Source organism: Paenibacillus apiarius (assembly GCF_017052585.1).
Taxonomy (GTDB): domain Bacteria; phylum Bacillota; class Bacilli; order Paenibacillales; family Paenibacillaceae; genus Paenibacillus_B; species Paenibacillus_B apiarius.
The window spans coordinates 4,607,754-4,626,776 of the sequence record NZ_JAFFHZ010000001.1 but is presented as its reverse complement, the minus strand read 5'-3'; the positions used below and the strand labels follow the sequence as shown (position 1 = coordinate 4,626,776).

Sequence of the window (19,023 nt, the reverse complement as noted above, 5' to 3'; positions counted from 1 at the left end):
GCAAAGGGCTGCTTTCCACGCGCTTATATGTATCCGCTTCCATGCATGTATCAATCAAAACGCCGCCGGATAGACAACAATCTCCGGCTCGGAGCCATCATCCTTGCCAAAGGTAACCGCAACCGCGTCAAATCGAACTAAGGCGTCTAACTTTGCGTAACGATGCAGATAGACCTGCGCCGTAGCGCGAACTTGCTGCTGCTTCCGTCTGTCGAACGCTTCCGCCGCTGTTCCGAAGCGGCGGCTCTGCCGGCTTCGCACCTCGACAAACACCCAATACGCTCCATGGCGGGCCACAATGTCGATTTCTCCCGTCCTGCAGCGCCAATTCGTGTGAATGATGGTGTATCCCATTTCTTTAAGCCGTTCCCGTGCAAATCGTTCCGCCGTCGCCCCCCTTGCCCGCCGATTGGCTCGAGCGGGCGAACTAGGGGCGCCGGCGGATGGGGCCTCAGATTTTAAAGGCGGCCGCGAAGCTTTGCTTGCGCTTGGTTTGTTGGGTTCAGCTTCATTCATGCTTCAACCATCCCTTCTCGGCACGTTGATCCGTTCGGTATATGAATGTCAGCACCTCGGCCACCAAATGATACAGCTCCGCGGGGATCTGCTGGTCAATGTCCAGCTTGGACAATACTTCAACCAAAGAAGCGTCCTCTTGGACCGGGACTCCGCTTTCACGCGCTTTTTCGAGGATTCGTTCCGCTAATTGTCCCTGACCCTTCGCAACGATGACCGGCGCATCGCTTTGCTGCGGATCATAGGACAGCGCGACCGCCTTTTTCCGCTGATGCGGCCCTGTCTGTTGCGTCGATGCCGCAGGGTCTCTCATATCCGCATATCTACTCCTTTATAAGGCTTTGCTGCGTAATCGTCTATATCTACCTGTTCGTGCGCCGAATTCGTGTCCAGCGTCTCGCGCTCAGGCAGTGATAGCGTGCGGAAGGCAGACAGTTGGTAGCCGATTCCTTCCATTGCCGCCTCGAGCTCGGCGCGGAAGCCGCCAATCCATTCGCCCAGCCGTTCATCGGCATGATGAATATTGAGCGCGACCGCATTATCCACGACTTGGACATCGACGAGGGTCCGTCCGATGACTCGCATGTTCAAGTCGAACCAAAGGCGGCAGTTCTCCGCATCCAGCTCGCCGCGGCGGCTCTGCCGCGATTGGATATGGACGGCAGCCGTCTGCTTGCCGTCCGGTGTGAACAACGGCACGAACAAAGTGATGTGCGAGAACGGCGCCTGCCGATCTGAAGCGAGGAGCAGCTGCTGGCCCGTGACATGCTGCACGAGCTGCTGCGCCGCCTCGCGAACGGCTGGCGGCAAGCTGTCGTTCTGGAGCAGCTGAAGCAGCGCGCTCTTCAGCGACTCCGATGGGGCCGCCGGCTGGGCCGCGTCCTGATGCGAAGGCACGACCGCGGCGGGCTCTTGTCCGCCATGAGCGCCGGCTGCCCGGCTTGCCACATGGCCCTCTTGAGGCAAACGCTGCCCCTGATTCGCGCTCAGCGCCTCTGGCGCCTGCGCGCCGCGTGCACTTATTCCTGCCGCAGCATCGTCCGCAGCAGCTGGCGGCGAAGCTGCCGCGTTAGCCATAGGCGCCGCACCGGCCTGATTCACACTGCCCGCAGCCGTTGCAGACGCAGTCGTTTGGCCTGCGGCTGCGGATGCTCCATTGCCTGCCGTTGGCGCCTGGACAGGCGCGGCGTTCGCCCCAGCTTGCCCTTGGCTGCCCGTCGCTGAGCCAGCCGGATTGGAACCGCTATTGGCCTGATTCGCAGCAGCCGCTTGCGGTTCCTTGCCGCTCTGCGTCAAATCCATGATGGCGGCGCGATGCAACTGCTGCTCATGCGACACGCCAAGCAAGCTAAGCATGCGGCCAATCCAGGCACCGCCTGCAAGCGGTGCAGGCGCTGCTTGGGCCGAGCCGCTTGCGCCTTGCTCTGCCGCGCCAGCTATAACGCCCGCGGCATTGCCTGCCGCCGCCGGGCTGCCGTTCAGGCTGGCGCCCGTACCGGCGGCAGCGCTCGCATTCCCGCCGCCCGGGGCGTTCCCCACTGGGGCTCCCGCCGAGCCTGGGAGCCCCTCCGCGCGCGGCAGCTCCGCCAGAAGCGCCCGCACGAGCGCTTGCGCTTCACGCAGCGGTGCCGCCCATCCGGCGCCGCGTGCAGCTTCGGCCGCATAGCGGCCAAAAGATGAGGCGCTGCCAGTGCCAAGCGCGTCATCCCCCGCGCGCTCGAATAAAGCGAGCAGGTCGGTTAGCTGCTTCCCGAACAGGGCCTGCTGCAAGCCCCGCACCGATTCGGCAGTCAATGGCAATTGGCGCCGAATCGCCACCCCGGCCGCCTGCATCCACTCTTCCGCCGTAACGCTCGGCGGCTTTAGCGATAAAGCCTGCGCCAGCTTGGCGGTAAGCTCCTTCGTCATCGGAATGCCCGCCTTCTGTAGATCAGTCAGCATTCGTCGTGCCCATGCTTCATTCGGCAGCCCCGCTTGCTTGAGTGCTTCCTCGATCGAGGGAAGCGTGGATATCGCCGGTCCATCCGCCGGCTTCATAATAACCATGCCGTCGGTTTGCTGTCCTTGCACCTGCAGCCACGTCGTCTGTCCCGGCTGCATCGGGGTTTCCAAGACGGCGCGCACCGGCACTCCGTTAATATTCACGACCGCATCGCGCCCATTCTCGGATACGCTTGCGATCGTCCCCCTTACAACTTGTCCGGACTTCAGTTCCAACGTGCGCTTATCGCCGGGTCTCGCCTCCCCGACCAAGCCGCGCACCATTTGCGAAATATTCAATGGCCCACCCCCCCGTTCTTTCCAGCTGCTATACTACTATATCGGCACACGTACAATAGATTATGAACCAACGATTATGGATGCGCCTCGTTAGAACAGCGTCAACTGTTCCTCCTCGGGAAACAGCGAGCTCAGGAACGAACGTCGGTGCATCGGCGTCGGCCCGAGGGCAAGCAGCTGTTCACGGTGCAGCTTAGTCCCGTAACCTTTATGTACGGCCACACCGTAACCTGGATATAATGCATCCCAATCGTTGACACACAGCCGATCCCGCGTCACCTTCGCGACAATAGACGCTGCGGCTATCGACTGACTGTTCGCATCCCCCTTGATAATTGCTTCTTGCCGGATGGGACAATCCACCTTCTCCGCGTCGATAAGCAGCACTTCCGGCTGAACGCGGAGCTGTTCCACTGCCAGCTTCATCGCCAGCCGCGCCGCCTGCTTAATATTGATTCGGTCGATCGTATTCGCATCGACGCGGGCGGCCGACCACGCGACAGCCTGCTCGATAATCACATCATACAGCTCGTCACGTTTCTTCTCCGACAGCTTTTTCGAATCATTTATGCCTTCAATGATTAGCCCCTCCGGCAAAATGACGGCTGAGGCGACGACATCACCAAATAGACATCCGCGTCCAACCTCGTCTATCCCGGCAATATGGCAAATCCCCTCTCCCCAATACCGGCGCTCCCATGCGGTCAAATCGACAGACTCCGCCGACTTGTTGTCAACCTTTTTCTTCCCCACGACAAAATCCCCTCTCCGGCATGGCTTGCGCCATTCCGTCCTTACTCTTATTCATACCACACCTCTGCCCTCATGGAACAACAAAAATAGCGCCGCACGCCATAATGGCGTACGGCGCTACCCGATTCCCCAAAACATTATTCCACCATGAAAGAATACGGTTCTTCCAGCGTAATGCGGCCCATCTTCCCTGCTCTCAGTTCGCGCAAAATAACGCCCGAAGCCTTCTCCAGGTCAATCCTTCCGCCACCCATCAAGCAACCGCGTTTACGCCCGATATCCTCCATGATGCTCAGGATCTCATCCGGATTGTCAGTATCGGCAGGCCGCTGCCCCAAGCCATAGCGCTCCGCCAACCGCTCCCAGTAATGAGATGACAAATATTTAAGCGCGTAGAACGCGATATCTTCCACATTCAATATTTCTTCCCGAATCGCCCCCGTAGCGGCAAGACGGTAACCAACCTCTTGATCCTCGAACTTCGGCCACAAAATTCCCGGAGTATCCAAAAGCTCCATCTCCGTGCCCACTCGAATCCATTGCTGCCCTTTCGTGACACCAGGACGGTCTCCCGTCGCAGCGACAGTGCGTCCCGCAAGCTTGTTGATCAACGTTGATTTGCCTACATTCGGGATCCCCACAATAAGCGCCCGCACCGGTCTCGGCTTCATGCCCTTCGCAATTTGGCGTTGAATCTTCTCTTGCAGAAGCTTGCGAGCTTCCGCCGGAATCTGGGAGACGTTGCTGCCTGTCGACGCATCGACGGCAATCGCAGCATGCCCTTCGCCGCGGAATGACTTCAACCACCGCGCGTTCATATCAGGATCGGCGAGATCAGACTTGTTCATAACGATAAGCCGTGGCTTATTAAGCAAAATATCGTTAATCATTGGATTGCGGCTTGACATTGGCAGACGCGCATCCAATAGTTCGATAGCTACATCTATTAGCTTTAACTTTTCCTGGATTTGTCGACGAGCTTTCGTCATATGACCGGGAAACCATTGGATTGACATCGCTATCCACCTCCTATTTCAGCCTGGGCTCTTAATGATGTTTAATCAGCTTTGCGTGTGAGATCGGCCAGAATATAATATCAGCCCGGCCAATGACGTCGGATAACGGAATAAATCCGAGCATTCGGCTATCCGTACTATTGTTGCGGTGGTCGCCCATAACAAAGATGTGACCTTCCGGCACTTTATTCTTCTGTTCATTCGGAAAATCACGGTCATTGTATAATTCCCCGTTCTTATGAGCTTGATCCAGCGCGCCTTGTATGTAAGGCTCCTCCACCTTTTCCCCATTAACGAACAGATCGTCTCCGCGATACTCAATCGTATCTCCGGCCACGCCGATAACCCGTTTAATTAAATCCCGGTTCTCTTGCGGCACATGAAACACAACGACTTCTCCGCGTTCAGGTTCTCTAAATTCATACAATATTTTGTTAACTATAAGACGCTCGCCTGTCCAGAAGTTCGGCTCCATGGAAGGACCGTCAACGATAAACGGAGCAAACAGCAGCCATCGCACGATAACAACGAGGATAACGGCTATTGCAATCGCTTTGATCCATTCCAACAGTTCGCTCTTCGAGCGCACCATCTTCTCTTTGGGCTCTTCCGGCGCATTCGGTTGCATCATTTGATCGTTTTGATCCATCGACTGTGCCCCGCTTTCTCCTAGGATGCGTATCCGAAGTTCGCGTCATGCGAAATTCCGCATAATCGAACAGGGTACAAATAGCAAAAGGGGGCTTGCAGGTTAAGCAAGCCCCCGGTTGTTCCTTAACGGATTTCTTTAATTCTCGCTGCTTTACCGCGAAGACTGCGAAGATAATAAAGCTTCGCACGACGCACTTTACCACGGCGAGCCACTTCGATTTTATCGATTTTCGGAGTATGAAGCGGGAACGTACGCTCAACACCTACACCGTAGGATATTTTGCGAACCGTAAACGTTTCACTGATTCCGCCACCACGACGCTTAATAACAACACCTTCGAACAACTGGATACGCTCGCGAGATCCCTCGATAACTTTTACATATACTTTCAAAGTATCGCCGGGACGAAAGCTTGGAATATCCTTGCGAAGCTGTTCTTGCGTAATCGCTTGTACGATATTCATCTAGGACTCCCTCCTTCCACACAGGTGTTCATACATCTCAGGACGCGGATGCGCGTCAGCCTCATCGTATGTAGAGGACCACCGTATTCCAAACAACAAAAGTAATTTTAGCATATGCCCTGACAGATTACAAGCGAATTTCAACTTTATATGCCGCTTTTATTGTAACGCATCGTGCCAATAATCATATGCATGCACGGCGTTCCCTATATAGGATGGATGGTCCTGCAGCAGCTCAGGAAGTTTGGCTAACTGACTTAGCATTTCCTCCACGCCTAGCTCATGGAATGAGATATGCTTCCCTTCCAAATTTTCCTTCATTTCAACAGTGATGACAAGTTGCTTGCCGAGAAGGTCAGACATCTTCATCTCTTCCTTCACGACTGCGGCAATTCCGTTCGAGCCTTCTGCTGTGTTGCGGAATGCCATCAGAGACACATGATCCATCAGACCAATCATATACTCGCTAATCGACAGATCCGGCCGCTCAGGCACAGAAGTCCGATCGAGCCATACAGCCAAATCGATACTTGTCAACAAGTCTGAGTTCCGTTTCGTCTCTTTTACGAACTTGTCCATATTGGCGGTCCACTGCTTCAGCACATCATCCTTGCGACTCTGCCAATCTGGAAGCACATAAGGCTCCACATCCAAATGTATGCCATTGAAGCGCTCATCCGGCTCCACCGAGCGATTGTACTGCTTGACATAGTTCACTAGCCGCAGCATGCGCGGTTCGTTCTCGCTAAGCGCCCATATGGGATGTCCTCCCATCGCGTGCATTTCAATACCCGCTTCATGGGCTTTCTTCACAAACGAACGGTAAGCATCGTACGACTGCTCCAAGTCTAAGCGAACATACAGCAAATTGATTCCCTGCTCTCTTGCAAAGGAAATAATCTCGTCCGGCTGCTCGATAGCAAGCTCCGCTCGCCATACATAAGTGGCGACAACCGGCCCGGCACGCTCAATTGGCGGGGGGACAGGAACCCAATCCGGATCAGGTTCAGGTTGCGGCTGAGGATCCGGTCCCGGCGGCAAATCCGTCTCGCGCTCCTCCATGCTCCGCCAATACCGGTAATCGTGAATCGATGTCCCTGCAAAGGAAGGATGAGCTCCGAGCCTTTCCGTCAATTTTTGCAATGCCTCTTTCATTGCCGTTGTTCCTTTATTATAAAAAGTTGTATGTTTCTCCTCCATCGGCTTGGCATTCACCCCAACGAGCAACTTGGCATCGTGCTTGTCTCCCATTTCCATCTCGTGTTTGACCAGTTCCAGAATACCATTATCGCCTTCCAGCTCATGGCGGTATGCCATTAACGTAATGTGATCGAACCTTTTGATCATCCATTCTGCCAACGAATTCTCGGCCATGCCCGCGACGGCAATCGAATCGAACCACACCGGCATATCGGCGCTTATTTCAACGTTTACTTCATCTTTTGCAGACTGGAGAAAGTACTCCATATTTCCCATCCACGAAGTGACGAGAGCCTCCCGCTCCGTCTCCCACTCGGGCAGCACATAAGGCTCGATATCTAAATGAATTCCGCGAATCCGTTCCTCCGGAGATGCATTGTCGTTATACATCTTTACCCACTGGATCAGCTTCATCATTCTGTCCCGGTGCGTGTCAAGCGCCCATGCCGGATGCCCGGCCAACGCATGAACCTCGATGCCGGATTCGGCAGCCTCTCGTATAAATTCACGGTAAGAGGATTGCGGAATATCCATATCAACGTGCAAATATAGCAAATTAACCTCGTTCTGCTTCACAAAAGTCAATAATTGATCCGACTCGCTCTCAATTCGATCAGCTTGCCAAATCCAGATCGCTTTCCGATGCTCTTCCGGCTTGGAAAAACCAACCATGAATACGGCGGCGAGCGTCAGCAACAGAAGGCCGGCACGCGTAGCAAGTCTGTCCATCCTATCCCTCCGTTCTCTTCTGACAATCATGTAGTTTGAACCATGGACCGAATAATAAAACGACTGATTTTCTTGGCAGCAACAAGAAAATCACCTGCTCCCCTTCGACATAATTTCGACAGGAATGAACAGGTGACTTCATTATAATTGCGGTAGTTACGTAAATATATGTGAAAATGGACCTGTTTTAACTAGTCCCAAAACAAGCGGACATAATTGTCCCTTCCCATGACGATCCCCGATGCTCCTATTGCAAATGGAACACTCCAAGACTGTTGCGGCCGTGAATCATTTCCTCTATATAAGGATCGCTATTTCGCAAAGTCATCATTCCTGCCCCCCAGCAACAAGCCTATCTCTAAAAGCCCTTTGCATCACTCTCCCCGCAGCTCAGAGCGAACATGCAAGATACGCGCTGCGCTGAAAGGTCTTCTTTAATATGAAAGCGAATTGAAAAGGAGGACTAATAATGACGAATTGGCAATCGATCGATATCGATACATCGGAGAAGCTGCAGCGACCTGTCGCCTTCAAACCTCGCTTACCGTATGAATGAATATTCTTTCGTTATAATGCCGCTGCCCAGCACGTATTCATAGGAGTGGCTTGTCCGCATATGCATGCCTTTTTTCCTTGCTTTGGAATCTGGATGCGTCTTATATAACTTTTATCGCTTGCGCTTACTCTCCTCTGCATGGTGACCGAAAGTCTTACAATGATACAACCTGCCGTAAATGTTTTTTTAGTTCTTTTGTTGTGGTTTCTTATGCCTTATGTTTTGCATTTAATTTTGTACTTTATTTCACATAACACCTTGGTCTAATGTAGTTCCTTGTACCGAATTCTTCAGCTATATCTTTCTCTATCTCTATCTCTATCTCTATCTCTATGTCTAAGTCTATAACTGAGCCAAGGGGAGAGTGTCCCTAAGGTCTTACAAATATAACACCTCTCTCTCCCTCTGGATATCGATCATACTTAATTGAAGCTGCTTTTAAACAAGCCAATCGTGCAGCTTTACTCACCCTGCCATAAAAAAGCTTCCCGACAAAAGGAAGCTGTCATTGCTGCATAGCGTGATCAAGGGCGAACTCCTCAACTCGCTCATACATGGGAGTCTTGCCCATTCGCGTGCGGTACAGCACAAGGCGGTCCACCTTCCAATCATGCTCAGGCAGCGGCGCATGAGCGGCGTTCATCGACATGGGAGCCGTCCCCCGGTATTTGCGGGCCAGAGTTATGTGGGGCCGATAAGGCCGCTCCTCAGGCATGAACCCGAGCGGCGCAGTCGCGGCCACGACAAGATTATATAGACGATTGAGCTGCTCAATCTCTCCGCCCACCCCTGCCCATAAGACTCGAGGCGCTTCGCTTGCACCAAACGTCCCTGCCTGTTTCAATTCAAGCCGAAACGGCTCCGATGCTTGCGCCGCTTTCTGCAGTCCCTCTACAAGACGTTCCTTCACAACAGGAGATACCGCTCCCAGAAACTGTACCGTAATATGCAAATCGAGCGGATGAACCCATTTGTGAAACGCCCATTGCCGCTTTGCCCCTTCAGACCATTGGATGACGGTTTCCGCAGCAGACGTCGGCAATGGTATCGCCACGAACAAGCGCTGCTTGTCGTCCGGCTGGTTTTCGCGGTGATGAGATGGATGGGATTGCATTTCTATGTCCCCTCACTTCATTTCATTTTAATGTGTGGCTTTGAACGCCGTCGGGTTGAACCCGGTACTATTTTTGAACAAACGTGAGAAATAATATACATCCAGACCGACTGCCTCGGCTAACAGCTTGTCAACAGCAGCTTCTTCGCCCGCTCCATCTTCATCCGGTTCAAAACGGTTGACGGTGGAGGATTATGAAAAATATTTCAACGCCTTTAATCCCGAAAATTACGACCCGACCCATTAACTTAATTATTAAATATTCTTCAAAAAACTTTTTTCTCATAAATACGAATAGATAATAACCACGATCCAATATATAAAATACTGACCATCAGTATAGTTAAGAAATAAAATTGGGTTTCTTGCAAAGTCATGAACTCTTGTGTCAGTTCTCTTAATGTATCATTAAGAGTAGGGAATAAAAAATTAATTGTTACCATATAGATGCCAAATAAAGCAGCTGAAGCAATCAGTAAATGTTGCGTTTTAAATTTATAAGAGATCGGAAGCATGAATGAAATAGCGACCATAACAAGACCGATAATAAGCAGTATTTCTCTCCATGAAAACAATACCTCTTTTCCATTTAAGAGGAAATCGCCTACATAAGTAATGATTATAATTAGTGATGTAGATATCAATGAACCTATATATTTTGAACTAACAATTTCCTTTCTCGTATATGGAAGCGAATTAAGCAAAATATTAACGTTATCTTTTTCATCATAAGAATAAGCATTCATTATAAATACTACACTATATATAAATCCTATAAGCACTAGGGACGTATCTACCAATAAATAGAGTATTATAGTAGCAATGTAGAATATAATTATTTTCTTTTGTATTAAAATATCCTTAAGTATAAGGTTAAACATACAATTACCATCCTTTTTTCGTATAATACATAATATCTTCGAGCGTTGGTTTTTCCAAAATAACAGTATCTCCAAAAATATTTGACACACGATTTTTATCAGCTGTTAATGCTTCAAAACCACTGTTCGTTTTTCGGATTGAAACAAACTCTTGTTCCGTTTCACGATCCAATAATTCCAGTGTTCCTTTCACAACGGCATATTCTTCTTCTATTTTATAAAATTCCTTCGTAAAAATATGTTCACCATTATGAATAAAAGTAATGTAATCCGCTATACGATCTAAATCTGTTGTAATATGTGTCGAAAAGAAAATCGTCTTATCCTCCTCTTGCATTAATTCATGGAGAATATTTAGCAACTCTCTACGAAATATCGGATCAAGACCAGACGTTGGCTCATCCATAATAATTAATTCTGCATGATGAGCTAGTGCAATAGCTAGCGAGGCTTTCATCTTCATTCCCTTTGAGAATGTCTTCATTTTTTGGTTCAGTGGCAGTTCAAACTGGTCAACATAACGTTGAAAAGCGTTATGATCCCAGTTTTTATAGGCTGGTTTAATTATCCTTTTCATTTCCTTTAAAGTTAAATTTTCATAAAAAATATTTTCATCATAGACAAAACCAATACGTTCCTTTATATCTTTTTCATGTTTCTTATAGTTCATGCCGAAAACTGAAACAGATCCACTATCTTGCTGTAATAAATTCATAATCAATTTAATTGTTGTCGATTTACCTGCACCATTTCCCCCAATAAATCCAGTCACATACCCTTTTTTAACGGTAATAGAAAGGTCTTTCAACTGAAATCCATTAAATGTTTTATTAATATGCTGTAATTCAATGACATTTTCCATCATTCATCCTCCGTATACAATAATGTAAGCATTTCCTTCAGTTCTGCTAAGCTAATGCCTATTTCTTTGCCGTTTTGAATGGCAACTAATAGCTTTTCTTCGATTACTTTCATTTTTCTTTCCTTCATCATCTCCGTATTTTGTTCTGATATGAACGAACCTTTTCCAACAATGGAATAAATAAATCCGTTTTTCTCAAGTTCTTCATAGGCGCGTTTTGTTGTAATGACACTAATTTCTAGATCTTTTGCGAGTTGGCGCATAGAAGGAAGCAACTGACCTTCTTGTAATTCCCCTGTTAAGATAAGCTTTTTGATTTGAGCATAGATTTGCTCATAAATCGGCTCTTTTGAACTGTTTGAAATAATAATTTGCATGCAAATACCTCTTCATGAAATTTTGTATATATACTTTATATACAATATATATATTACACTTATTTTGCAAGCTAAATTATTATTGAACTCAAAAAAAAGAAAACATGAGATTGTTAAATCACAAATCTCATGCTTCCTGTATCTGAATAATTTAGTTGTCAACCATGCTTTTCACGCTCTTTAATAAGCCTGTCCTGTAATTCAATTACCGAATATCGAAACATTCTTTATTTTTATTATACATTAAATAGAAAGAGCAGATACTTCGTGAATTATCGTCTGCGGTTCTGAAGCGAGTGATTTACCGAAGCCAGGGTGGGGCCGTTCATCAACTTTCCGACTTCCCAGCTGCCGGATGAGAATGATACCGTAGCGGAATTTGAGCTGACTACAGACCAATAGATACACAAAATGGCTCCTGCACTGTACCCAAAGCACATTTTGCAGGAGCCCCATTATTTATATTACAACGGTTCACTTTTCAACCGCTGCAGCATCTTCTGCTCTTCTTCGCTCAACTCGATGCTATCGAGCAGATCAGGCCGCCGTTCCAGCGTTCGCTTTAACGCCTGCTCTCGGCGCCACACTTCGATGTTGGCATGATGACCGCTTATGAGCACATCCGGCACCTTCCAACCGCGAAATTCGGCAGGGCGCGTATAATGCGGATATTCAAGCAGCCCTGTACTGAATGAATCCGTCACTGCCGACGATTCATTGCCAAGCACGCCCGGCAGCAGCCGCACGACGGAATCGACGACGACCATGGCTGGCAGTTCTCCGCCTGTTAACACATAGTCCCCAATCGACAGCTCATCCGTTACGAGATGCTCGCGAATCCGCTCGTCATAGCCTTCGTAGTGGCCGCAAATAAAAATAAGATGCGATTCCTCAGCCAGTTCCTCAGCCTTCGTCTGCGAAAAGCGCTCCCCTTGCGGACACATCAAGATGACGCGCGGCGGCTTCCCTTCAGACGACTCGCTCTCTGTGCTGCCGACATTTTGCCCGCTTCTGACTAAACCTTCCGTCCCAGCCTTCGCGCTAACGTCTTCAACCGCCGCAAAAATAGGATCCGGCTTCAGAACCATACCGCCTCCGCCGCCGTATGGATAGTCATCTACGGTCGAATGCTTGTTGGTAGAATAGTCACGAAAATTGACCGTGTTCAGCGTTACGAGTCCTTTTTCCCGTGCTTTCCCCAATATGCTCGCGTTGAATACGCCTTCGCACATTTCCGGGAATAGCGTTAATACATCGATGCGCATTTAAATAAGTCCCTCCATGAGATGGACGGTGACAACTTTGCCTTCGACGTCAACGTTAAGCAGCACATCATCAATAACCGGAATAAGAATTGGCTTGCCTTTCGAAGGCTTCACGACCCAGACATCATTCGCGCCCGGAGCCAGAATCTCGTCGATAACGCCCAGTTCCCCGCCCTCGTCCGTCACAACGCGGCAGCCGATAATCTCGTGATAATAATATTCGTCTTCCGGCAGTTCTACGAGCTGCGCTTCCGACACCTTCAGCATCCAGCCCTTATATTTCTCTACATCGTTAATGTTGTCGAATTGTTTCAGCTTTACGATGTACATGTTCTTATGTAAACGCGACCGTTCTACCGTAACCGATAGAGTGCTTTGTGTCTCCGGATGCTGCAATAACAATTCACTTCCCTGGGCAAAGCGCACATCCGGAAAGTCGGTCTGCGGGAATACTTTCACTTCTCCGCGAATGCCGTGCGTATTCACGACTTTGCCGACATTAAATAACTTCTCAGCCATGTCGTATCGTATCCTCCTGCTAATTACGGGTATGCTTCCTATTGTAACACAAACGGCTATTCACATACGAAAAAGGGCTAGGATTTCATCCTAACCCGTTTCCTCATGTTAAGAAATAATGTCCACGGCAACTCGTTTTGGAACCTTAACGGCTGCCGACGTGACGACCGTGCGAAGCGCCTTGGCTATGCGACCTTGCTTTCCGATAACCTTCCCGACATCTTCGGGATGGACGTAAAGCTCATACACAATGATGTGGTCTTTCTCCACGACGTCCACACGGACCTCCTCCGGATGATCGACCAAAGCGCGTGCAATAACTAACACCAACTCTTCCATTCGCGACCCTCCGAACGGTTAGATTACTTCTGATATTTCAGCTCATGGAACTTCTTCATGACGCCTGCTTGACTAAGCAAGTTGCGAACCGTGTCAGAAGCTTGAGCACCTGTTTGCAGCCATTTCAACGCTTTTTCTTCGTCGATATTAACTACTGCAGGTTGAGCTACCGGATTGTAGTAACCGATTTCTTCGATGAAACGACCATCACGCGGAGAGCGGGAATCGGATACAACGACACGATAGAACGGTGCTTTATGAGCACCCATACGTTTCAAACGGATACGTACTGCCACGACATTCACCTCCTTAACGGAATTCGAGTAAAGCATTATGCATCAGCGGAAAGGAAATCTCATTCCCTTGCCGGCTTTGCTCTTCAAATTTTTCATCATTTTCGGACCTTTCGGTCCCATCATGTCAGAGAACTGCTTCATCACCCGGCGCATCTCGTCAAACTGCTTGATGAGGCGGTTCACGTCGGCCAGCGATGTTCCGCTGCCGGCTGCAATCCGCTTGCGGCGGCTATGATTGATGAGGTCCGGATCCTGGCGCTCTGCGTTCGTCATCGAACGGACAATCGCTTCGATGCGTCCCATCTGACGCTCATCGACCTTCAGATTGGCGGTCTGCTTCATCTTGTTCATTCCTGGAATCATGTCCAGAATCTGATCAATCGGACCAAGCTTCTTCACCTGCTGCATCTGCTCCAGAAAATCGTCGAACGTGAAGGCGGCATTCCGCATCTTCAGTTCCATTTCCTTGGCTTTATCCGCATCGATATTCGCTTGGGCCTTCTCGATAAGCGACAGCATGTCCCCCATCCCGAGAATACGGGACGCCATCCGTTCCGGATGGAACGGTTCAAGCGCATCCAACTTCTCGCCCAAGGTCGCGAACTTGATTGGGCAGCCGGTAACTGCTTTGACCGATAGCGCCGCGCCACCGCGCGTATCGCCATCGAGCTTCGTCAGCACGACACCCGTCAACGCGAGCTGCTGGTTGAAGCTTTCCGCTACGTTAACCGCATCTTGCCCTGTCATTGCATCGACAACGAGCAATACTTCATCCGGCTTAACCGTCTCGTGAATCTGCTTCAGCTCATCCATCAGCGCTTCATCGATATGTAGACGGCCGGCCGTATCGATGATCACATAATCAAGATTATTTTCCTTCGCATGCTCCATCGCCTGGCGTGCAATCTCAACCGGGCTGACCTGATCGCCCAAGGAAAATACGGGCACATTAATCTGCTTGCCGAGCACTTGCAGCTGCTGAATCGCAGCAGGACGATAAATGTCGGCAGCAACGAGCAGCGGCTTGTGGTTCTGCTTCTGCAGAAGCTTCGCCAGCTTGCCCGAAGTCGTCGTCTTACCAGCGCCCTGCAAACCCGCCATCATGATGACGGTCGGCGGTTTGTTCGCTTTCGCCAGCTTAGCGGCAGTGCCGCCCATCAACTCCGTCAGCTCTTTGTTAACGATGTCGATAATGACCATGCCTGGCGTAAAGCTCTTCATGACTTCTTGGCCGACTGACTTCTCTTTTACTTTGCTAATGAATTCTTTGACGACTTTGAAGTTGACGTCCGCCTCCAACAACGCAAGGCGCACCTCGCGCATCGCTTCGTTGACGTCTTCCTCCGCTACTTTGCCTTTGCCGCGCAGCTTGCTGAACACATTCTGCAATCGGCTTGTCAATCCTTCAAATGCCATTGTTATTCACCCCGTTCCCTTAATCCAACGCCTGCAGTTCACGGACAATCTTCTGCAGTTCCGCGCGCTGCGGGTCGGGTATGCCATTCATATCGTTCAATGCGTCTTGCAGCGATTCCATCAGCTTCGTGCGCTGTTCGAACTTCGCGAGCAGCCCGAGCTTGCTCTCGTACGTATCGAGCGTCTGCTCCGCCCGCTTAATATGTTCATACACCGCTTGACGGCTTATTCCGAATTCGGCTGCAATCTCGCCCAAGGAAAAATCATCTTGAAAGTAACATTTCAGGAACGTCTGCTGCTTCTCTGTCAGCAACGGCTCATAGAAGTCGAACAGCATGTTGACCCGATTCGTCTTCGCTAATACCTGTTCCTCGTTCATACGGGCCACTCCTTTCGTCAAGGAAAAACACTTTACAGCCCATCGACGTTCCTAATCATATCTAAATCCGTTCCCCATGTCAAGGGAAAAACCTTAACATCATTAAAATATTTTTATGCCAGCAAAAGATCTTATGCACACAACCATCATGCAGCGCTGCAGCGGCCTGCACAAACAAGTGCCATCCTGCGTGATGATACGGCAGGGCAACCGCGGCGAAGGCGCGCTTTGCGGCTTCCGACTGCGAAACCAAATAAAAACCTCTTCTGCCGGCGCTAACCGTCGAAGAGGATTAGAATCATCAATATAACTTGAATTCTATGAACGCTGTTCTTTAATAAACCGAATCGCTTCTCTTGTCTGATCCAAATATTGCACCGTACCGTCATATTGATGCGAAGCAACGCACATGAACAAGACATCGATAATATGCAGTTGGGCGAGGCGTGAAGATGTTGCCGCGCTGCGGAAAGTCGCTTCCTTCGTCGCCGAGATGTACAGATTAAGCTGGGCTTCCGAAGCGATAATGGAATTGCCGTAATGAGTCAAACTGACCGTACGGCAGCCCTTCGCATTGGCCAGCCTCAAAATATCGTACACCTCCAACGTCTCTCCCGAGTAGGAGATGCCGAACATGACATCGTCCGCAGCCATGTTGGCGATGTTCATCGCAACGACATGAACATCCGTAAATGCAGTAGCCGGCTTATTGATGCGCAGAAATTTCTGCTGAGCGTCCATCGCAATAATGGAAGAGGCCCCCACACCGAAGAAATGAATGTTCCGCGCGCGAATTAACGCATCCACCACTTTTGCCATGTACTCCAAGTTTACGATCTCCGACGTCTCTCTAAGCGCTTGAATGCTGTTATTGGTCATTTTCGCAAGCACCGCATCCACGGTTTCATTCGGTTTGATATCCCGGTAGCCTTTATTCTCCGACTTGTTCAGATCGCCTACGATGCGCAGCTTCAGCTCTTGAAATCCTTTTAATTTTAAAGATTTGCACAAGCGAATGACGGCGGCGCTGCTCGCATGGCATTTCACCCCTAATTCAGAAGCGGTAAGCGAGACTGCCTCTTGAGGATGCTCCAAAATATATTTGGCGATTTTCTTCTCGGATGGAGGCAGCTTGGCTACCATATCGGAGAGCATGACCAGTCCGCCTTTCGTCGGTGACACAATCATATGGACTCCCCCTTTCTATCTTTAGTCAAATTTCATTTCGCAGCATATCCTGTCAGCGCCGATCGGTTCAGGCATGCACCCGAACACGCATCGATGCCGAACGCCATCCGCATTCCACCGTCACCGAAGCTTCGCCGGCGGCACATCCGGCAACCACTCCATCAGGCGCTACCTGCACGGCTTCCGGATTCGAAGAATTCCATACGAAATGCAAAGGTTCGGCGATGCCTAGCTGCATATCCGGCAAACCATGCGTTACGAAGGTGCCTATTGCCCGAAGTCTCAGGCGCTCTCCTATGCGAAGATTCACGGTATCATCCGCATGCTCCCACGTAATCCTCTCCAAGAGCGGAATGACATTCCAATCAATCCGATCTCCATGCACGCGCATTTGAATATAGTGATAGAAGCCTCCCTGCCCGGGAGGAATGTGCGTCAGCTTCCCGCCGCCTCCGCTGACGATATAGCGCACCCCGCCTACCGTCTTGCTCATGTACGCGTGAAAATCTCCGCACAACACGATGATTTCTCCTGGCCTGCGTTGTGATTTGGCTGCTGTCAGCAATTCATACAGTCGATCCGCCTCTGTCTTATCCATAAAGCCATGTCCTGACAAATGATCATGTCCGTCCGCATCGACCTCATCCGGGGGAACGTGCATCAGCAGAATGAGATGCTGACCTTTTGCCGTCTCCAACATCTCCGCAAGCCACTGCCACTGCGAAGCATCGGACGACGTAATATGCCCCGAGGCTGTATCGAGGCCGATAACCGTCAGATTGCCAAAATCCAGCGCATAATTCGTTTCACCGAACGCCATCTGATAATGATCGCGCCGATTGGTGCCCGATATCTCGTGATTGCCGATGGCCATAACATACGGCATGGGAAAATCATTCATCCGCTCTACAGCCAGTCGATAATTGTCCTCCGTATCATGCTCCACGATATCGCCCGTATAGAGCATCAGCTTGGACGGCTCCTGTCGTATGCGCCGGATATTCTCTTGCAGCTGCAGGTCGCAATCATTGACCGCGGCGTCCGCATTGAGATATCCCCCGTCGCCGATAATCGTCACTTCATAAGGCTCACCCGGTGCAGGCTCTGCCATGGCGGAGCCCGTGCGGAAGCTCCATTTCAGTTCCTTGCTATTATTCGCCATATCGGATGCGCTTACCTTCACCGTGTGCAGGCTCTCCGTTGGAAGCGGGGCCTCAGGCGTGTAATATGCCGTGTCATGAACATATCGCACCGGGACGGAACTGCCGTTCAGCTCCATGCGAATGGACGATTCGTCGACGCCGGAATGCATATCCTTGATGCGTGCCGCGATGCGCGGCCGTAATGTGCGCGTCACAATTCCATTCATCGGCATCAGCACGGCCATATCCGGCGCAGAAGCATCCGGACTCAAGTCGGTCGTGAAGCTCCAGCGGGCGGACGGGTTAGCCGGATTGCCGGCCCGATCGGTTGCAGCAACGCATATGTGATGCACTCCCTGTTCGAGCTGCCAGGCATGTGCAGAAATGCATCCTGCAGCTTCATTATATTGATGCAGAACAGCTTGTTCATCGATCGACATCACGATAGATGCAGGATCTATTCCTGACTCCTCATCCATAATTCGCAATGATACGGTGGCATCCGCTTGGTATACTACCGCATCAGGCGGCGGTGAATAGTCAGACCATGCCGGCCCGGTCCAGTCTTCGTATTTCGGACCATATTCCGCACAGAGGTCCCGTACATCGATGCATCCGCGTCCTTTGCAAGCAGCATCCGTTTCCACCATATATATTTGCTGGAGCCGAAGCGGAAGCTTAAGTGAGCCGGGAAGATCGGCTGCGACAAATGTCCACCCCGACCAATTCATTCCTTTGGGCGCTGTCAAGTCGAGCGGCTTCTCTGCCCCGTCCCCGTCAATGATTACGGCGCGCATCCAATGTCCACACGGCCCGGCATGAATCCAGCAGCCAATTCTGGCTGGTCTTCCTTCGATGTTCCACTGCTCTGGAAGGTTCGGCTTAATATAAACGGCCGACGTTCCCGGCATACCTCGAAAATCGTAATGGAGGCGTATCGCCCGATAATGAGCGGTATGCTTCCATCTTTCCGGAAGCCGGGCATCGATTTCCAGAAGACGGACATCGCGCACCCGGACGCCGCTGCAGTGAACGCCAGTTACAGAGTGAAGGGTGTCCACTATTTTAATGATGGCTGC

General features: G+C 50.3%; 20 protein-coding genes. All 20 read right to left on the bottom strand.

All coding sequences use genetic code 11. The features are described from left to right. Window positions 1-54 precede the first annotated feature (54 nt). The 20 genes from JSQ80_RS20645 to JSQ80_RS29790 all read right to left on the bottom strand — a co-directional run bounded on the left by JSQ80_RS20645 (window position 55) and on the right by JSQ80_RS29790 (window position 19,005). On the bottom strand, window positions 55-516 hold the full coding sequence (locus tag JSQ80_RS20645) for a YraN family protein (RefSeq protein ID WP_087432824.1): 462 nt from the start codon (window positions 514-516) through the stop codon (window positions 55-57). Continuing rightward, window positions 509-829, bottom strand: coding sequence for an EscU/YscU/HrcU family type III secretion system export apparatus switch protein (locus JSQ80_RS20640; RefSeq protein ID WP_087432823.1), 321 nt, complete (start codon window positions 827-829; stop codon window positions 509-511). Before JSQ80_RS20640 ends, JSQ80_RS20645 begins: the two co-directional genes overlap by 8 nt. Then, window positions 826-2,796, bottom strand: a complete 1,971-nt coding sequence (locus JSQ80_RS20635) for a DNA ligase (RefSeq protein ID WP_206096526.1) — start codon at window positions 2,794-2,796, stop codon at window positions 826-828. The genes JSQ80_RS20640 and JSQ80_RS20635 overlap by 4 nt, the downstream gene beginning before the upstream one ends. Window positions 2,797-2,886: 90 nt before the next feature. Beyond that, window positions 2,887-3,549, bottom strand: coding sequence for a ribonuclease HII (locus JSQ80_RS20630; protein WP_206096525.1), 663 nt, complete (start codon window positions 3,547-3,549; stop codon window positions 2,887-2,889). 137 nt (window positions 3,550-3,686) lie between these two features. Next, window positions 3,687-4,565, bottom strand: coding sequence for a ribosome biogenesis GTPase YlqF (gene ylqF, locus JSQ80_RS20625; RefSeq protein ID WP_206096524.1), 879 nt, complete (start codon window positions 4,563-4,565; stop codon window positions 3,687-3,689). Window positions 4,566-4,596: 31 nt separating this feature from the next. Continuing rightward, complete coding sequence (lepB, locus tag JSQ80_RS20620) at window positions 4,597-5,214, bottom strand: signal peptidase I (protein ID WP_206096523.1); 618 nt, start codon at window positions 5,212-5,214, stop codon at window positions 4,597-4,599. A 125-nt stretch (window positions 5,215-5,339) separates the two neighbouring features. After that, the gene (gene rplS / locus JSQ80_RS20615) at window positions 5,340-5,681 is read right to left on the bottom strand and encodes a 50S ribosomal protein L19 (protein ID WP_087432818.1); all 342 of its coding nucleotides are present in this window, start codon (window positions 5,679-5,681) and stop codon (window positions 5,340-5,342) included. Between the two features lie 159 nt (window positions 5,682-5,840). Further along, complete coding sequence (locus JSQ80_RS20610) at window positions 5,841-7,610, bottom strand: hypothetical protein (protein ID WP_206096522.1); 1,770 nt, start codon at window positions 7,608-7,610, stop codon at window positions 5,841-5,843. A gap of 1,061 nt (window positions 7,611-8,671) precedes the next feature. Next, window positions 8,672-9,280 (bottom strand): RNA 2',3'-cyclic phosphodiesterase, encoded by a 609-nt coding sequence (gene thpR, locus JSQ80_RS20605; RefSeq protein ID WP_206096521.1) that lies wholly within the window; start codon window positions 9,278-9,280, stop codon window positions 8,672-8,674. 266 nt (window positions 9,281-9,546) lie between these two features. Beyond that, complete coding sequence (locus JSQ80_RS20600; RefSeq protein WP_206096520.1) at window positions 9,547-10,161, bottom strand: ABC-2 transporter permease; 615 nt, start codon at window positions 10,159-10,161, stop codon at window positions 9,547-9,549. Window positions 10,162-10,165: 4 nt separating this feature from the next. After that, window positions 10,166-11,023, bottom strand: coding sequence for an ABC transporter ATP-binding protein (locus JSQ80_RS20595; RefSeq protein ID WP_206097669.1), 858 nt, complete (start codon window positions 11,021-11,023; stop codon window positions 10,166-10,168). Next, the gene (locus JSQ80_RS20590; protein WP_087432813.1) at window positions 11,023-11,400 is read right to left on the bottom strand and encodes a GntR family transcriptional regulator; all 378 of its coding nucleotides are present in this window, start codon (window positions 11,398-11,400) and stop codon (window positions 11,023-11,025) included. Before JSQ80_RS20590 ends, JSQ80_RS20595 begins: the two co-directional genes overlap by 1 nt. Before the next feature lie 464 nt (window positions 11,401-11,864). Continuing rightward, entirely contained in the window at window positions 11,865-12,665 is an 801-nt protein-coding gene (gene trmD / locus JSQ80_RS20585) for a tRNA (guanosine(37)-N1)-methyltransferase TrmD (RefSeq protein ID WP_206096519.1), read from the bottom strand. Beyond that, window positions 12,666-13,184, bottom strand: coding sequence for a ribosome maturation factor RimM (gene rimM, locus JSQ80_RS20580; protein ID WP_206096518.1), 519 nt, complete (start codon window positions 13,182-13,184; stop codon window positions 12,666-12,668). Window positions 13,185-13,292: 108 nt separating this feature from the next. Continuing rightward, entirely contained in the window at window positions 13,293-13,523 is a 231-nt protein-coding gene (locus JSQ80_RS20575) for a KH domain-containing protein (protein WP_087432810.1), read from the bottom strand. A 23-nt stretch (window positions 13,524-13,546) separates the two neighbouring features. Further along, complete coding sequence (gene rpsP / locus JSQ80_RS20570) at window positions 13,547-13,819, bottom strand: 30S ribosomal protein S16 (RefSeq protein ID WP_019424954.1); 273 nt, start codon at window positions 13,817-13,819, stop codon at window positions 13,547-13,549. A gap of 42 nt (window positions 13,820-13,861) precedes the next feature. Then, complete coding sequence (ffh, locus tag JSQ80_RS20565) at window positions 13,862-15,235, bottom strand: signal recognition particle protein (protein WP_206096517.1); 1,374 nt, start codon at window positions 15,233-15,235, stop codon at window positions 13,862-13,864. Between the two features lie 19 nt (window positions 15,236-15,254). Further along, the gene (locus tag JSQ80_RS20560; protein WP_087432808.1) at window positions 15,255-15,614 is read right to left on the bottom strand and encodes a putative DNA-binding protein; all 360 of its coding nucleotides are present in this window, start codon (window positions 15,612-15,614) and stop codon (window positions 15,255-15,257) included. A gap of 318 nt (window positions 15,615-15,932) precedes the next feature. Beyond that, entirely contained in the window at window positions 15,933-16,802 is an 870-nt protein-coding gene (locus JSQ80_RS20555; protein WP_206096516.1) for a MurR/RpiR family transcriptional regulator, read from the bottom strand. Between the two features lie 67 nt (window positions 16,803-16,869). Beyond that, window positions 16,870-19,005: a metallophosphoesterase gene (locus JSQ80_RS29790; protein ID WP_206096515.1), complete on the bottom strand. Its 2,136-nt coding sequence runs from the start codon at window positions 19,003-19,005 to the stop codon at window positions 16,870-16,872. Window positions 19,006-19,023: the final 18 nt, after the last annotated feature.

Bases quoted from the DNA above. Each gene is read 5' to 3' on its own strand.
- JSQ80_RS20645 (WP_087432824.1), bottom strand. From the start codon at position 516: ATGAATGAAGCTGAACCCAACAAACCAAGCGCAAGCAAAGCTTCGCGG.
- JSQ80_RS20640 (WP_087432823.1), bottom strand. From the start codon at position 829: ATGAGAGACCCTGCGGCATCGACGCAACAGACAGGGCCGCATCAGCGG.
- ylqF (WP_206096524.1), bottom strand. From the start codon at position 4,565: ATGTCAATCCAATGGTTTCCCGGTCATATGACGAAAGCTCGTCGACAA.
- lepB (WP_206096523.1), bottom strand. From the start codon at position 5,214: ATGGATCAAAACGATCAAATGATGCAACCGAATGCGCCGGAAGAGCCC.
- rplS (WP_087432818.1), bottom strand. From the start codon at position 5,681: ATGAATATCGTACAAGCGATTACGCAAGAACAGCTTCGCAAGGATATT.
- JSQ80_RS20610 (WP_206096522.1), bottom strand. From the start codon at position 7,610: ATGGACAGACTTGCTACGCGTGCCGGCCTTCTGTTGCTGACGCTCGCC.
- thpR (WP_206096521.1), bottom strand. From the start codon at position 9,280: ATGCAATCCCATCCATCTCATCACCGCGAAAACCAGCCGGACGACAAG.
- JSQ80_RS20600 (WP_206096520.1), bottom strand. From the start codon at position 10,161: ATGTTTAACCTTATACTTAAGGATATTTTAATACAAAAGAAAATAATT.
- JSQ80_RS20595 (WP_206097669.1), bottom strand. From the start codon at position 11,023: ATGGAAAATGTCATTGAATTACAGCATATTAATAAAACATTTAATGGA.
- JSQ80_RS20590 (WP_087432813.1), bottom strand. From the start codon at position 11,400: ATGCAAATTATTATTTCAAACAGTTCAAAAGAGCCGATTTATGAGCAA.
- trmD (WP_206096519.1), bottom strand. From the start codon at position 12,665: ATGCGCATCGATGTATTAACGCTATTCCCGGAAATGTGCGAAGGCGTA.
- rimM (WP_206096518.1), bottom strand. From the start codon at position 13,184: ATGGCTGAGAAGTTATTTAATGTCGGCAAAGTCGTGAATACGCACGGC.
- JSQ80_RS20575 (WP_087432810.1), bottom strand. From the start codon at position 13,523: ATGGAAGAGTTGGTGTTAGTTATTGCACGCGCTTTGGTCGATCATCCG.
- ffh (WP_206096517.1), bottom strand. From the start codon at position 15,235: ATGGCATTTGAAGGATTGACAAGCCGATTGCAGAATGTGTTCAGCAAG.
- JSQ80_RS20560 (WP_087432808.1), bottom strand. From the start codon at position 15,614: ATGAACGAGGAACAGGTATTAGCGAAGACGAATCGGGTCAACATGCTG.
- JSQ80_RS20555 (WP_206096516.1), bottom strand. From the start codon at position 16,802: ATGATTGTGTCACCGACGAAAGGCGGACTGGTCATGCTCTCCGATATG.